Raw genomic sequence first — 14,536 nt, forward strand, 5'->3', positions numbered from 1 at the left:
TCGGATGTTATCTTAATTTTAAAGGCAGAAGCTAAATTTATTAGTTTCTGCTTTTTTAGGCTTAACAAGAGAGTTGAATGATAGATTTTTATTGAGTATTATCAATGAGTTTGTTTTCTAATTCTAATTCAAATGGTATAATTTATTAAGAATTAGAGGTATACATGTTAGTTATTGAACAGATTGAAAAATTAAAAAAAGAGAAGTTAGGTTCCTTGACCGTTCTATGCGGTGAGGATGTTGGACAATATCAGATTGCAAAGGATCTATTGTTGCGACAGATTGATTTCGATCCTGCAGACCTTAGTTTTGCCTATTTTGACATGTCAGAAGCTGATTATAGTCAGGTGGATTTGGATTTGGTCTCTCTCCCATTTTTTTCAGACGAAAAAGTTGTCATACTGGATTATTTTTCTGATTTGACCACAGACAAGAAGCGGCATTTGACGGACGATGAGCTTAAACAGTTTGAGGTTTATTTGGAAAATCCTGTCGAAACAACACGTTTGATTATCCTAGCCCCAGGAAAGTTGGATAGCAAGCGACGCCTGGTTAAACTCCTCAAACGAGATGGACTAGTATTAGAAGCCAATCCTCTGAAGGAGATGGATTTGAAAAATCATTTCCAAAAGGAGATAATGCGTCTTGGATTGCAGATGGGAGGAGAGGTTTTTCAATATCTTTTAGAAAAGTCCAATTTTGATTTTGCAGAAATCAGTAAGAACCTAGTCTTTCTTCAATCTTATAAGGGAAAAGAGACGATTGAAATTTCAGATATTGATGCGGCTATCCCCAAGACACTACAGGATAATATCTTTGATTTAACACAGTTAATTCTACAATCCAAGGTAGACGAGGCTCGCAACTTAGTTCGTGACTTGCGGTTGCAAGGGGAGGAAGAGGTTAAGTTGATTGCCATCATGTTAACCCAATTTCGAACCTATCTACAAGTGCAAATACTACTAGAGCAAGGCCGAGGGGAACAGCAGATAGTAGCTGAGTTATCAACTATTATGGGGCGTAAGGTGAATCCATACCAAGTAAAGTATGCTTTGCGTGATTCACGCCATCTGTCCATTGGATTTTTGAAAAAAGTTGTTCGATTATTGATAGAAACAGATTATCAAATCAAGACAGGACGGTTTGATAAGGATTACTTGTTTGATCTTACATTGTTAAAAATTGCAACGAGTTAAGTGTCTGATTAGTATTTTCAGACAAAAAAATTGAAAAGGCTCTCACATTGGAGTAGAATAGAACTATCACTTAGTATAGGAGAAAACGAAAATGGCAATTATTTTACCAGACCTTCCATACGCATACGATGCCTTGGAACCACATATTGATGCAGAAACAATGACCCTGCACCATGACAAGCACCATGCAACTTATGTTGCAAATGCTAATGCAGCCCTTGAAAAACACCCAGAAATCGGTGAAGACTTGGTAGCACTATTGTCAGATGTGGAGCAAATTCCAGCTGATATCCGTCAAGCCCTTATCAACAACGGTGGCGGTCACCTTAACCATGCACTTTTCTGGGAATTACTTTCACCTGAAAAAACAGACATTTCAGCAGAATTGGCGGCAGATATTGATGCGACCTTCGGTTCATTTGATGCCTTCAAAGAAGCCTTTACAACTGCAGCAACAACTCGTTTCGGTTCAGGCTGGGCTTTCTTGGTTGTCAACAAAGAAGGCAAGTTGGAAGTTATCTCAACAGCTAATCAAGACACACCTATTATGCAAGGGTTGAAACCAATCTTGGCATTGGATGTTTGGGAACATGCTTATTACCTCAACTACCGTAACGTCCGTCCAAACTACATCAAAGCCTTCTTTGAAGTGATTAACTGGGACAAGGTTAACGAACTTTATAAAGCAGCTAAATAAGAACAGTGAGGCTGGGTAAAAAGCCCAGCACCGCTTCTCAACGTTAGTGTCAACATCTCAGCGCAGTGGTTGATTGGCAGATTTATTCGTGTTTTACACTCCAAATCTGACCTAATCAACTGTGCGGGGGTGGGAAGACGAACTCTTCTATGAATGGTCGAGTTCTTTCCCACTCCCTTTTTTAGTTGTGAGGAGTATTTTGGAGAGAATTGTGTAAGGGAAGAGGGATGATTTTTCGTATTATGTATAAAAATAACAAGATATTTTTCAGAAAAATGATGTAAAAGTAAGAATAAACGAATATTTTTATAATTTTTTGTTATAAATGACTGAATTAATATTGAAAAGCTGTAAAAAAAGGATTATTATAGATATGTCAATACGAAAAAAATAGAAGGAGCATTGTTTTGCTTATGAAAAAGAATATTCGGTTGAAAAGCAGTGTACTAGCTCTTGTAGCTGGTTTTAGTGTCATTACAACACAGGCTGTTTTAGCAGATGAATTAGCTGTCCAAATTATGGGAGTTAATGATTTCCATGGTGCGCTTGATACGACAGGGACAGCGCGATTGGAGGGGGAAACAGTTCGGAATGCAGGAACTGCAGCCTTGCTTGATGCTTACATGGATGATTCGCAAGCAGAATTTGAAGAAACAGCAGCAGAAACAGAAACACCTGCAGAGTCTATCCGTGTTCAAGCCGGAGATATGGTTGGTGCAAGTCCATCGAATTCTGGACTTTTACAAGATGAACCAACTGTAAAAGTCTTTAATAAAATGGATGTTGAATACGGTACTTTGGGGAACCATGAATTTGATGAGGGACTTGATGAGTATAACCGTATCATGACTGGTGAGGCTCCAAAAGAAGGCCAGTTTAATGAGATTGTAGATAATTATACTCATGAAGCAGCCAAACAGGAGATTGTTATTGCTAACGTTATTGACAAAGAGACGGGTGAAATTCCGTATGGCTGGAAACCGTATGCTATTAAGACTATTCCTGTAAATGATAAAGAAGCAAATATTGGCTTTATTGGTGTAGTTACGACAGAAATTCCTAATCTTGTTTTGAAGAAAAACTATGAGCAGTACACTTTTTTGAATGAGGCAGAGACGATTGCAAAATATGCGCGTGAGTTAGCTGAAAAGGGTGTAAATGCGATAGTTGTACTGGCTCACGTTCCAGCTACAAGCAAGGATGGTGTGGCTGCTGGTGAAGCTGCAGATATGATTGCTAAGCTGAATGAAATCTATCCTGAACACTCAGTTGACCTTGTATTTGCCGGTCACAACCATGTCTATACAAACGGTACAACAGGCAAAACCTTGATTGTACAAGCTACCTCACAAGGTAAGGCTTATGCAGATGTTAGAGCTGTTTATGATACAGATATTGCCGACTTTAAAGAAGTTCCGACTGCGAAAATTATTGCAGTGGCACCAGGGCAGAAAACACCAAGTCCAGAAATTCAGGCGATTGTAGACGAAGCAAATACCATTGTTAAAAAAGTAACAGAGCAAAAAATTGGTACGGCTAGTCAAGCGACAGATATTTCTCGCGAGGTAAATGAATTTAAAGAAAGTGCTGTGGGCAATTTAGTAACATCGGCTCAATTAGCTATTGCTAAGAAATCAGGTTATGATGTTGACTTTGCAATGACCAACAATGGCGGGATTCGGGCAGATTTGAAGGTCCAAGAGGATGGAACAGTTACTTGGGGAGCAGCACAAGCTGTTCAACCATTTGGGAATATCCTACAAGTCGTTCAAATGACAGGTGAGCAGATTTATACAGCCTTAAATCAACAATACGATGAAGGCGAAAAATATTTCCTTCAAATGTCTGGAATTAAATATATCTACACGAAAGCAGATAATCCAACGGAAGAAAATCCATACAAGGTTGTTAAAGCCTTCAAAGAAGATGGAACAGAGATTGTTCCGACAGAAACCTATACACTTGTCATCAATGACTTCCTATTTGGCGGTGGGGATGGCTTCTCGATTTTCAAAGAAGCTAAACTGATTGGCGCTATCAATCCAGATACAGAAGTATTTGTTGAGTATTTGACTGATCTAGAAAAAGCAGGTCAAACCATTAGTGCAACTATTACAGGCAGAAAAGCATTTGTAGAGGAGTACGTAGAAGAACCAAAAGCAGAAGAAAAAGGAGATGCTGCTGGGACAACTACCGATACGAAAACACCTGAAAAAGCAAACGACGGTGGCGATAGTGTAGCAAATCAGAAAGCAAACGAGCAACCGGCACCATCTGGAAGTATGGCCCCTATTTCAAATAAGAAAACTGAAAAAGCATCAGGAAATCAAACACTTCCAAATACCGGTCAAGAAGCCCTAGGCTCCCTTCTTATTAGCTTGGGTGGCTTAGTTTCACTCGGAATGGCTGTCTCAATGAGACGTAAGGAAGGGGAATAGGAAACAAGCATAAAAACGACAAACTTTCGAAGTACATTCTAGAATTACTTCTTTTGGAGATTATCATGAGAGAAATACATAAAAACAATTGTGTTTCATCTTAGAGTAGGTTCTGCTTTTTGTAAAAATTTGAAAAAAACTTATATAACCTTGCTCTTGCAATCTGCTCTCTTCTAGTGTACAATAGAGAAGCAGACTTCCCTTAGTTAAATGGATATAACAAATTCCTCCTAAGAATTAGTTGCAGGTTCGATTCCTGCAGGGGAGATGAAAATACAGTAAAAACCCTTGATACACAAGGGTTTTTAACTTTCTCGCCCCAAATCCGCCCCAAATTTTTCCATTAAATTTCTGACTTTGGCGAATGATTCTTCTTGTTTTGCCTTGAATAAGTGCGAATATGTTTTCAATGTTTCGGTCGCATCCTTGTGTCCTACTAACTTAGCAATGGTCACAACGTCCACGTCATGATAGATTAGCCAGCTAACGTAGGTATGACGTAAGCCGTGTACATTAAATGTTTGACGTGTCTTTTTCTTTAAAATTTTATTTTCGCCAGTCCCCGTCAATTTGGTAAACAATCTTTTATCTGGATTGTCTATATATCCAACTTTCATGTACTCGTCGTATGCTTTCAGCCACTCACTGTCAAATGGCACATCTCGTTCTGATTGCGGATTCTTAGTAGGTCCCCAACCTTTCTTCTTTCCGTAAACCTTGTAAGTCCTGCGGATTCGTAAACACATATTTTCGCGGTCAACGATAGGCTCTGTAATGCCCGCTGCTTCCGAGAAACGAAGTCCAGTTTTTCCGATAGTGTACAGGAAGAAGTGGGACTGGTACTTGATTGTCTTTCGATAATCTGTGATTAATTGTTCGTATTCATCAAGTTCCAGGTACTTATCCTCCTCTTTCTTGGATTCGACATCGGAGAAAATCTTGACAATTTCGGTAAAATCTTTTTTTAAAATTCCTTGGTGGAGAGCGACTTTAATCGCTGCCCTTATATGCGAGTTGAACCTTTTGACACTATCTTTCACATAACGTTTCGCTAATTCGTTTATAATATTTTGATAGGAAGTAGCGTTTATTCTCGAGAGTTTCGTTTCATGGAAGTATCTAGTAATTAGCTTAAGGGTGTATTCATACTTGCCAAACGTTTCTGGTCCGACATGAGGCTTCTTGTGGATAAGCATCCACTTTTCAAAGTATTCCGCAAGGGTAATGTTCTTATCTTCCGCAACGCCATTGGACAGCTCGATTTCTGCCTGTGAGGCGGCTTGAACAGCCTCTGTCTTGGTTCTGTACCCTGACTTTGATTTTTGCTTGTATGAGCCATCAGGGGCTTTATAAGAGATACGGTATTCCCAACCGTTATCTCTTTTTCTAAAGTATGCCATTGATTTCCCCTTTCAAATCTGATAAAATGGGTATAGTAAAGAGACCTACTGCAAAGCAGGTTTTTACTATACGGAATTACCCTACACTCAAGCTTTGGTCGGCGGAGAGTGTGGGGATTTTTTTGTTATTCGATATCTAATTGCAAGACTTCTTTGATTTTTGCTTTTAACTTGTCCAAATCTGTCTGGTCGAGTTGGTAGGCTGGTTTGTAGATTTTCTGGAATAGTGCCTTTCCTGATTTGTCAGTGAGGGGAACTCCAGAGGAGTCTACTTGCTTTTTGGTCTTGTAGATGATTTTGCGTTTGTCAATTTCTTGTATTTTTCGGACATAGGCGTAGGCTTTGGGTTTTGATGGTGTGTCTTGGTACTTAGTATTATCCAGCGTGATACCACCACGGTATTTTTTACCTGCTTTTTTGCCTGTTAATGGTACAACCAAGAGTGTGCCGTCTGTTTTATCTGGCGATGTCAGAATGATAGCGTAGTGCTTGCCGTAAAATTCATTTCCGCCTTTTTGTGTGAAATTGACAAGGTAGACTTCTCCTTGTTGGAATGCCATGGTAACTCCTTGATAAAAAAATAAGGTGCACTTAGAAAAGTACACCAGACTGTTTGTCCTTGACGAACAAGGCTTTATAAATAAATATCGTATCCTTGACGAACAAGGCTTTTGACTAACCTCATTATACCAAAATGAGTGAAATAGTCAAGGATATTTATTTCTGGTGTTGAATTTACCTCTCCCTATACACCTCCACAACCTCGCCGATGGTAAGGAGAGTGTGGGGATTTTTTATTTGTTCAAAATTAAAGGAATGAGTATTCCTAAAATAGCAACTGCTGTTCCTATAGACCATAAAATAAGCTCTCGCTTATCTTTACGAGCTTGTTCTAGAGATTCTATTTTTTCATTGGCTAACTCAACTTTAAGATTAGCAAATAAATTCTCTAACTTATTTTCAAAATTATCAAATTTTAAATCTACTTGTTTGGTCAATGCATCAAATTTTAAATCCGATTTTTCCGAGCTATGCTGAATATCAGTGCTGATTTTATCGAACTTCAAATCAATTTCAGATTTTGTGTATGTTTCTTGCGGCATAATAGAATCCTCCTGTTGTTTTCTTGATTCTATTATATCATGTGTAGTCTGTACTGGTACAGATAAGTTGTTCGGATTGGTTATTTTCATTGGGATTACTTTTTCGAGTGTCATTATTTCGCTTTCTCCTCGAACGTGATGTATGTACTATAGGTATCCAAGATTCTTTCCATATTGTCTAAAGCTCGTAATTCAAGAACTATCATTAACTCTCCTTCCTGATCGATTGGAAAGATTGTTGAGAAGGTTCCGAATGCAAGCCCATAGCCGTCTTGGTATTTTATCATGTCGCCGGACTGGACGTTGAGAGTGACATTGTTCAGCAGGTGCAATTCTTCAGGTTTGTTGCCAGCAATGTAATATAGTACAATCACGTAGTCTTTATTGGGTACGAGGTTAAAAAAGAATACTTTAAAAGTTACCCCAAAATCTACTGGAAATTTTGATATATCGTAAGCGACACCAAGCGGTGTATTAGCATCATCGCTATGATACAGTTTCACATCTTGAATTTTTTCAATAAAATTCTTTCTTCATGACATTTTTATTCCTTGCGTTATTGTCAAATCAAATTATTATATTCCTCAATCACCATGGTCTCGTTGACTGTGGTTTTTAAGTCGTATTTTTCCATAAAGCGAACGTAATTAAATTCTTTGACATCGTCCATCAAGGCCAATTCTTCTTTGACCAGGTAATGGATCATATTCCTATCTGCTTGTAATTCATACTGTTCACGTCTACGGTCATATTGTGACGGATCATGACTTTGATGTCCAATTTCATGGTAGATGGTTTTCTTTTTTTCGATTTCATCAAGATATGTATCGACTGCAATCAAGTTGTGCTTTTTGTTATAGATACCCTTATTATCTGTATCCCTACCGTCAAAATAGACCAAATCAATACCACGTTCAGCGCATACTGATTCTGGTGTCATCATAGGCAAAACTCCTTATTTTCTATTTTTAATGCGAGTTTCTAGGATAGATGCAATTAAATCCAAATCTTCTTCATTGAGTTCGTGTCCATCATAAAAGAAACTTTCTGCTGCATCTTTTTTTAGATCTATTTCTGACAGACTTTCATCGGATGCAATCCGAGGATTATCTGTCCTACCTAATAGGTAATCAGTGGATACGTTGAAGTAATTAGCTATTTCAGCCAATCGTTCGGCGTTGGGAGCTTTTGTTTTTAAAGTATAGAAATAATTTGTACTATATCCTAGATTTTCTTCTAACTTCGCTAATGAAATCCCCCTCTTTTTAGCAAGTTCTTTTATTTTTTCTAGTGTTGAAAACATTGTTAAATCAACCTTTCTAAGAGATTGACAAAAAATATTCCAAAAATCTAGAAAAAAGTATTGACTTATTCTAGAAAAAAGTATAGAATAGTTTTTGTAAGATGATTGAGTTAGAAAAAAACGAAGTCAAAAACATTCTAAAAAATTAAATAACACGGTCGCTAAACTGTATTTATAAATGATTAGAAATGTTCTAAACGTTGTTTTTATTATGCCTTGATTATAGACTTTATTCTAGAGTTTGTCAAGAAATTATATAAAATTTTCTAACTCTTTCGCTTACAAGCCCTTTGACAACTGAATAGAAACGTGGTAAGATATAGGGGAAAATAAGTGTTTCGATAAACCATCGGACAAAGAAAGCCCCCTGCTAACTTCCACATAAGCAGGGGGCTTTTTGACACTATCAATCTTCGTCTAGCCATTTTTCAATGACAAGTAGAAGGATACCGACCACTAACGGGCCGATGATAGATGAAATAAGTGTTTCTACCATTGGACTTCTCACCTCCCTTCGAGGCGGTATCGTCAGTGCCAATTTATATTATATCACGTTTCTATCAGTTCGATAGGGGCGTTTTTTTGTCTTATAGGAAAAATAAAAAACGTACTCTATCTGCTTCATAGAGTACGCTACGGAAATTGATCTGCTCAGGCCAGAAGCAGTGGCACACGATACTTGACGAGTATCCGCACCTCGCACTGCTATCGGTTAGAAATATTTTTTCTTTTAAGTCATTTCTGTTTGAGTCTGATATCGTCGACTATACCGGTAGAAGGTGACTGGCTTCTACAAATGAAAACATATTCCTACTGAGACACAGTATACCTCAAAAACTCTGACAAAGAATATCACTCCTTTCGAGTTTATGATTAATTACATTATATAAAATGTAAGAAAATTTGTAAAGGGTTTCACTGTGAAAATACTTGAGCGGACACGATTTCCTTTGATTTTTATTATTCATTATAACTTACAAGAAAGGAGAAATTATATGCCAAATGTGGACGGCGGTCGTCAAAAAGTATTGGAATACTTAAAAGACAACAATCTCACAATTACAACGTTAGCGGTGCAATACAGCATGGCTCGTCAGGATGTCACTAATATCTTGAATGGTAAACTAAAAAATCCACAAGCAAATCGTTTTATTGCTCGTGTGATTGAAGATTTTAAGATTCGGTAGGTTCATAAAACTACCCAACTAACAAACTAGAAAGGAGAAGGGGATGAGACCAAAACGTTATCCGTATCAAGGAAAAAAAGCTTCGACCACAGAAATAGTCAAAGCTTGGAAAAAAGATTGTTTAGAAATTTTACAAAAGCAGATAACTTCTATTGAAGAGAAGTTAGCGCTACTTTATAACGAGTGAACCGCTATGCTCAATGACAGTATATCCACTCTTCTCTAATTCTTGAATTATTTCTTCAACAGGCATCGCATAGAGTTTTGGATTTATAGATGTTATCGGACTTGATAATCGTTCGTCAAAAGCAAATTTTAATTGATTATCCAAATCTGCCCAAGTCTTAAGCTTTTTTTGATTATTTGGTTTTGGGCTTAACTTGCTCATACTTCTTCTCCTTTCCTTAATATTTGACGTACAGGAGAAAATCACTAGATTTGGTAGTTAAAGTTGGATTTATTTCCCTGATTGTCATGAGTTGATAATAACACAAATATATAGAAAGGTCTATATATAGGAAAAATATCAGTCTAAAGACGGATTTAGCTCTATATATAGTGGTTTTGAAGATGTGGGAGAAAATCGAAGAACTTGCTAATATCCGAGGAATGACTATCTACGCTTTAGCAAAGAAAGCAGGTATCAATTATACGATGTTGGCAGAACTAAAATCTGGGAAGAAGAAGGATATGATGTTTAGTAATGTTGTTAAAATTGCCAAGGCTCTTGATGTGAGTCTGGATGAATTAGCAAAAAGCTAATAAAAATAGCCCCATGACGAAGTCAGGAGCTTACTAAAATTTACACTTAAATTATAACACACGAAAGCGAGGTTTGACAAGATGGATGACATTGCTGAAAGCCTCATATCACGATTTATCAGTCAGCTAAAAGTCAGACTGGTAGAGGTTTTCGAGGTATTTAACCTAGAGCTTGCAATGCCTTTGTTACTCAATAGCAAGCAATGCAAGAAGTTGCTAGGTATTGCAAATGAAACGGAATTCCAGAGGGTGTCACACTTGAAGGATTTTCCAAGGATTGAAAAGAAGGGATCACACCCACGATTTCCACGGGATGCCGTGGTTGAGTGGATGAAAGAAAATTGGAGGTTATTATGACAGAAGCGATATTTACATTAGGAATTTTCGCTCTGCCGATTTTGACGGCAGCAGTAGTAGAACAGCGGAAGGCGGAAAAGCAACGCAAGAAACGTGAAGCTAAATTGCTTAGGGAACAACTGACAGCCCTGGCTTGTGAACGTGCAGTTGAAGCTGATCGCTTAGCCTGGAAGAACTGTGTTAAACAGTCTCTTGCAAACTGGAAACCAATCAAGTTTGCAGATGATGCGCCAGCTCGAACGGCTAGAAAGTGGGGCAGACATGCACATTAGTAATGGGATTGGACGGGAAAATCAAATTGATCAGATTGTCTATTTCACAGGTAAAACACGACAGTTTTATCAAGCTATGTCACCGTACGAACTTGCTGTGGAATTGAAAATCGTGAAGATCCAGGCAGGGCTAGTATGACAATTTACGACAGAGAATACGTGTGTGACGATTGTCTTGAACAATGGGAATCGCGCTCAGAAGAACCAATGATATTTTGTCCATTCTGTATATCAGATGAAGAGCCGAGAGTTATCGGAAAGTGGAGGGCTTATGACTAGTATTGAAAGGATTAGGGAATACTATCGCGAACATCCGAACGCATCTTCTAAGGAAGTGTCAGAGGTATTGAAGATTAAAGAGAATACTGTCAAGGCTTCGATTTCTAAAGATGTGAAAAATCGTCGGGCAGTTCGTTTAGATAATGGTGGTATTGACTATACAGATTTTTTTGAGAAAGATGAATGGTTAAAAGCATTCCGTGAGTATCAGAAAGAGATTCTGGAAGAGCAGATTGAAGTCCTGCGAGAAGCAAATCGTAGAGAGATTGATAGCAACCAGATCCGCTTGAACGCTCGTGAGATACGGATGTTGCTGAATGATTTGGCTAGATTATGACAAGACAAGATTTAATTGAACTAATGGAAAGTGATGCAGCAATCGGCATCAAGGATTTTATGGCTATGCATGATCACTATGTTGCCTGCTTGATTACCCACAAGCAAGGTTACGACCATGACCAGTTGGAGTATATCGCTGCATACGTTAAATTTTTGGAAAATCATTTTATGGAGGACTTGTAATATGGCGTTTTTGTACGAATTAGAAGGGATTTATGCCCAGCTTCAAGCTATGGAATTGGACGATGAAACGTTTAATGACACGCTTGAAAGTATTGACTTTGAAGAAAATTTTGCGCAATCTTGCGAATGGTTTATCAAGATGCAACGTAATGCCGAAGCCGATGCAGAACGGTTTAAGGCTGAAAAAGACGCGTTCGCCAAAAAACAAAAAGAAGCTGAAGCAAGGGCGGAACGTTTTAAGGAACGTGTAAAAGAAGCGATGATGTTAACTAATCAACAGAAGGTTGATACTGGATTATTTAAATTATCACTCCGAAAAACGGAAAGTGTCACTATTTTTGACCCATCGAAATTAGCAGATGAATTTTTGAAAGTGAAAGTTGAACCGAATAAAACGGAAATCAAGAAAGCCATCAAGAATGGTCAAGTTGTTTTCGGAGCTGAACTGACAGAAGGGCGCAGTGTGGTAGTGAAATGAAAATTACAAAAGCGACAGATATAACGTTAAATGATTCCTGTTATCTCATCTATGGGAACCCAGGGTTTGGGAAGACTTCGGCATTGAAATACATCCCAGGTAAGACCTTGGTGATTGATATTGACAAGTCATCCAAGGTTCTAAACGGGTGCGAGAATATTTCTATTGCGGAAGTAGACTCGCATAAAATCTGGGACGAATGGTTGAATGTTGTCAAAGAATTACTAAAAGGAGCGGCTGAACCATTCGACACCATCGTCGTCGACAATGTATCAGAACTCTTTCGGGCTTGCTTGGCGAATTTAGGTCGCGAGGGCAAGAACCACAGGGTGCCTTCTCAAGCGGACTACCAACGGGTAGATTTCACTATTTTGGATAGTTTGCGGGCCTTATTGCAGCTGAAAAAACGTATTGTGTTCACAGCTTGGGAGACTTCGGATCAGTGGACGGATGAAAATGGCATGATTTACAACAGGGCCATGCCTGATATTCGTTCTAAGATTTTGAATAACTTCTTAGGCTTGACCGATGTGGTGGCTAGATTGGTCAAAAAGACCACTGAAGACGGCGAGGAAGTGAGAGGTTTTATTTTACAACCGTCGGCAAGTGTCTACGCAAAAAATCGTCTGGATGACCGTAAGGGGTGCAAAGTAGATGAGCTTTTCACTACGGAACTACCAAGTTGAACTGATTTTGGATATCAAGAAATCCATGCTTGCAGGCCACCGTAAAATCATGGTGCAGTCACCCCCACGGTCCGGAAAAACAGTTTGTATGGCTCACATCGCCAAGAATGCGACAGATAAGCAAAAGACGGTACTGTTTTTCAGTCATCGCAAGGAAATCAACGAACAAGTTTTTGAGACATTCAGCCGCGCTGGTGTCGACATGGGATTGGTCTATATCGGTACAGTTGGTAGTATTGTCAGGAAGTTAGGAAAATTACCTTTGCCGACACTCATCTTGGTGGATGAAGCGCATCATATCAAGGCTAGTCAATACCAACAGATTTTAAAATATTATCACCAGGCGGTACAGTTGTTTTTTACAGGAACTCCGATACGCTTGGATGGTTCTGGTTTTGACGATATGGCGGATGATTTGGTTGTCGGTAAATCTATCCTGTGGTTGCAGGAACATGGCAATATTTCAGAGTTTGACTATTATTCTATCAATCTGCTTGATCAGGCAAAGCTAAGGAAACGGCAGGGCGAGTACACGAACCAGTCGATTGATGATAGTTTTGATTTCAAGCAACAGCACGGCGATTACTTGAGCCATTACGAACGTTTGGCAAAGGGAAAACAAGCTATCGTATATTGCCATAGCGTAGAATACGCTGATAGGGTTTCTAAGCGATTTTTTGAAGCAGGGTACCAATCAGCCGTAGTGTCTGGAAAAACTCCGAAAGTCGAACGAGAGCGGGCAATGCGTGCCTTTCGTGACGGAGAAGTGACTATCATGGTGAACGTCAATTTATTTACTGAAGGGATTGACTTGCCAGGTGTTGACGTCTGCATCATGCTACGACCGACGGCATCGTTAAGTTTGTATTTGCAGTTTGCAATGCGCGCCTTGAATCCCAGAGATGGCAAACGTGCCATACTGATAGATCATGTCGGAAATCACATTCGGCACGGTCTGCCAAACGATGACCGCTACTGGACCTTGGAAGGCGTTGATAAAACAAAATCATCCAGTAAAGAGAAGGAAGAGGCGCCTAAGACTTGCGAGAATTGCTTTGCGACATTTTATAGGGATAAGATTGTCGATGGAAAATGTCCTTACTGTGATGAACCATTGAAAATTATCAAGGATATTGAACAGGAGGCAACAAATGAAACGTTAACTTTAATCAACCAGGGGATGGAGTTTGTCTCTATCCGCGGTGAGATGATAGAAGTGACACGGGAAGAGGCTTTGGTCTACAAGCGTGTCAAACGATATGGTAAGAAATACGAGAGATGTGAGTCTCTCGCAGAATTAAAAGCATTTAGAATTATCCACGGTTACGCCCCAGGCTGGCTGTGGCACAAACAAAAAGAATTAAACCTTTGGAGGAATTAAGAATGGGACTTTTTACAGTAAATTATGAAGCAGCAGAACAATTTTCATCTATCGAAGACGGAACTTACGAAGTATTTATTTCACATGTGGAGCAATCTGCAAGTAAAGGTGGCACCGACTTCTTGGATATTCGCTTGAAAATCCGTGAGGACTTCCAGCAGAAGTTCCGCAACAATCTTATCTTTGACAAGATTTGGATCAACAAAGAAACCTTGCAATACCCTGAATTTGCTCTTCAGCGTTATGCTAAGGCGGTAAAATTGCCTGAAAACATTGAAATTCAGACCGTGGAGCAGTTTTTGAACCTTATCAAGGGTAAGAACTTGAAAGTCACGGTTAAGAATGAGCAGTCTGAATACAACGGTAAGACCTATGACAACCTGAATATCAAGAAATACGAGCAATCAGAATTGCCACCAGTTGCTGTCCAAGCTAGTCAGCCTGTTGTGGATGACTTAGATTTGCCATTCTAAGA

The 14,536-nt window shown here is 38.9% G+C and carries 22 protein-coding genes and 1 tRNA gene; 15 read left to right on the forward strand and 8 right to left on the reverse strand.

Features of this window, described 5'->3' with window-relative positions:
• The first annotated feature begins 164 nt into the window (after positions 1–164).
• From holA to PHA78_RS03655, 4 genes are all read left to right on the forward strand, one after another.
• Complete coding sequence (gene holA / locus PHA78_RS03640) at positions 165–1,196, forward strand: DNA polymerase III subunit delta (RefSeq protein WP_099806971.1); 1,032 nt, start codon at positions 165–167, stop codon at positions 1,194–1,196.
• Between the two features lie 91 nt (positions 1,197–1,287).
• A complete protein-coding gene (sodA, locus tag PHA78_RS03645; protein WP_002941614.1) occupies positions 1,288–1,893 on the forward strand; it encodes a superoxide dismutase SodA in 606 nt (201 codons plus the stop codon).
• A 413-nt stretch (positions 1,894–2,306) separates the two neighbouring features.
• Positions 2,307–4,331, forward strand: a complete 2,025-nt coding sequence (locus PHA78_RS03650) for a surface-anchored 5'-nucleotidase (protein ID WP_029876202.1) — start codon at positions 2,307–2,309, stop codon at positions 4,329–4,331.
• Positions 4,332–4,527: 196 nt separating this feature from the next.
• Positions 4,528–4,599 (forward strand) — tRNA-Arg (locus PHA78_RS03655).
• Between the two features lie 37 nt (positions 4,600–4,636).
• Here the strand turns inward: PHA78_RS03655 and PHA78_RS03660 are convergent.
• From PHA78_RS03660 to PHA78_RS03690, 7 genes are all read right to left on the reverse strand, one after another.
• Positions 4,637–5,731: a tyrosine-type recombinase/integrase gene (locus PHA78_RS03660; protein WP_029187674.1), complete on the reverse strand. Its 1,095-nt coding sequence runs from the start codon at positions 5,729–5,731 to the stop codon at positions 4,637–4,639.
• Positions 5,732–5,856: 125 nt separating this feature from the next.
• A complete protein-coding gene (locus PHA78_RS03665; RefSeq protein WP_024377143.1) occupies positions 5,857–6,291 on the reverse strand; it encodes a type II toxin-antitoxin system PemK/MazF family toxin in 435 nt (144 codons plus the stop codon).
• A gap of 234 nt (positions 6,292–6,525) precedes the next feature.
• Positions 6,526–6,948: a hypothetical protein gene (locus PHA78_RS03670; protein WP_024377495.1), complete on the reverse strand. Its 423-nt coding sequence runs from the start codon at positions 6,946–6,948 to the stop codon at positions 6,526–6,528.
• Positions 6,948–7,208, reverse strand: coding sequence for a hypothetical protein (locus PHA78_RS03675; RefSeq protein ID WP_142350663.1), 261 nt, complete (start codon positions 7,206–7,208; stop codon positions 6,948–6,950). Before PHA78_RS03675 ends, PHA78_RS03670 begins: the two co-directional genes overlap by 1 nt.
• 188 nt (positions 7,209–7,396) lie before the next feature.
• On the reverse strand, positions 7,397–7,777 hold the full coding sequence (locus PHA78_RS03680; RefSeq protein WP_024377493.1) for an ImmA/IrrE family metallo-endopeptidase: 381 nt from the start codon (positions 7,775–7,777) through the stop codon (positions 7,397–7,399).
• Between the two features lie 12 nt (positions 7,778–7,789).
• Complete coding sequence (locus tag PHA78_RS03685) at positions 7,790–8,137, reverse strand: helix-turn-helix domain-containing protein (protein ID WP_024377492.1); 348 nt, start codon at positions 8,135–8,137, stop codon at positions 7,790–7,792.
• Between the two features lie 406 nt (positions 8,138–8,543).
• A complete protein-coding gene (locus tag PHA78_RS03690) occupies positions 8,544–8,633 on the reverse strand; it encodes a type I addiction module toxin, Fst family (protein WP_099780080.1) in 90 nt (29 codons plus the stop codon).
• 499 nt (positions 8,634–9,132) lie between these two features.
• On the opposite strand from PHA78_RS03690, the gene PHA78_RS03695 reads away from it, so the two are divergent.
• Both PHA78_RS03695 and PHA78_RS03700 read left to right on the forward strand, forming a co-directional pair.
• The gene (locus tag PHA78_RS03695; RefSeq protein WP_024377491.1) at positions 9,133–9,324 is read left to right on the forward strand and encodes a hypothetical protein; all 192 of its coding nucleotides are present in this window, start codon (positions 9,133–9,135) and stop codon (positions 9,322–9,324) included.
• Positions 9,325–9,367: 43 nt separating this feature from the next.
• Entirely contained in the window at positions 9,368–9,511 is a 144-nt protein-coding gene (locus PHA78_RS03700) for a hypothetical protein (protein ID WP_099780081.1), read from the forward strand.
• Here PHA78_RS03700 and PHA78_RS03705 read toward each other — a convergent pair.
• Positions 9,494–9,712 (reverse strand): hypothetical protein, encoded by a 219-nt coding sequence (locus tag PHA78_RS03705; protein ID WP_024377490.1) that lies wholly within the window; start codon positions 9,710–9,712, stop codon positions 9,494–9,496. The genes PHA78_RS03700 and PHA78_RS03705 overlap by 18 nt on opposite strands.
• A gap of 182 nt (positions 9,713–9,894) precedes the next feature.
• Between PHA78_RS03705 and PHA78_RS03710 the strand changes: the two genes are divergently transcribed.
• The 9 genes from PHA78_RS03710 (at position 9,895) to PHA78_RS03750 (ending at position 14,534) form a co-directional block, all read left to right on the forward strand.
• Positions 9,895–10,086: a helix-turn-helix domain-containing protein gene (locus PHA78_RS03710; RefSeq protein WP_024377489.1), complete on the forward strand. Its 192-nt coding sequence runs from the start codon at positions 9,895–9,897 to the stop codon at positions 10,084–10,086.
• A gap of 353 nt (positions 10,087–10,439) precedes the next feature.
• The gene (locus PHA78_RS03715) at positions 10,440–10,715 is read left to right on the forward strand and encodes a hypothetical protein (RefSeq protein ID WP_024377134.1); all 276 of its coding nucleotides are present in this window, start codon (positions 10,440–10,442) and stop codon (positions 10,713–10,715) included.
• The gene (locus PHA78_RS03720) at positions 10,705–10,854 is read left to right on the forward strand and encodes a hypothetical protein (protein ID WP_153308688.1); all 150 of its coding nucleotides are present in this window, start codon (positions 10,705–10,707) and stop codon (positions 10,852–10,854) included. The genes PHA78_RS03715 and PHA78_RS03720 overlap by 11 nt, the downstream gene beginning before the upstream one ends.
• A 132-nt stretch (positions 10,855–10,986) precedes the next feature.
• On the forward strand, positions 10,987–11,331 hold the full coding sequence (locus tag PHA78_RS03725; protein ID WP_024377133.1) for a hypothetical protein: 345 nt from the start codon (positions 10,987–10,989) through the stop codon (positions 11,329–11,331).
• Positions 11,328–11,516, forward strand: a complete 189-nt coding sequence (locus PHA78_RS03730) for a hypothetical protein (protein WP_024377132.1) — start codon at positions 11,328–11,330, stop codon at positions 11,514–11,516. The genes PHA78_RS03725 and PHA78_RS03730 overlap by 4 nt, the downstream gene beginning before the upstream one ends.
• A 1-nt stretch (position 11,517) precedes the next feature.
• The gene (locus tag PHA78_RS03735) at positions 11,518–11,994 is read left to right on the forward strand and encodes a siphovirus Gp157 family protein (protein ID WP_024377131.1); all 477 of its coding nucleotides are present in this window, start codon (positions 11,518–11,520) and stop codon (positions 11,992–11,994) included.
• Positions 11,991–12,680 carry an AAA family ATPase gene (locus tag PHA78_RS03740; RefSeq protein WP_024377130.1) on the forward strand — a complete coding sequence of 230 codons (690 nt, stop codon included), beginning with the start codon at positions 11,991–11,993 and terminating at the stop codon, positions 12,678–12,680. The genes PHA78_RS03735 and PHA78_RS03740 overlap by 4 nt, the downstream gene beginning before the upstream one ends.
• Positions 12,649–14,061 (forward strand): DEAD/DEAH box helicase, encoded by a 1,413-nt coding sequence (locus tag PHA78_RS03745; RefSeq protein ID WP_272158465.1) that lies wholly within the window; start codon positions 12,649–12,651, stop codon positions 14,059–14,061. The genes PHA78_RS03740 and PHA78_RS03745 overlap by 32 nt, the downstream gene beginning before the upstream one ends.
• A gap of 2 nt (positions 14,062–14,063) precedes the next feature.
• A complete protein-coding gene (locus PHA78_RS03750) occupies positions 14,064–14,534 on the forward strand; it encodes a DUF669 domain-containing protein (protein WP_002936952.1) in 471 nt (156 codons plus the stop codon).
• The last annotated feature ends 2 nt before the right edge of the window (positions 14,535–14,536 follow it).

Source organism: Streptococcus sp. HN38 (assembly GCF_028335765.1).
In the GTDB taxonomy this organism is placed as follows: Bacteria; Bacillota; Bacilli; order Lactobacillales; family Streptococcaceae; genus Streptococcus; species Streptococcus suis_P.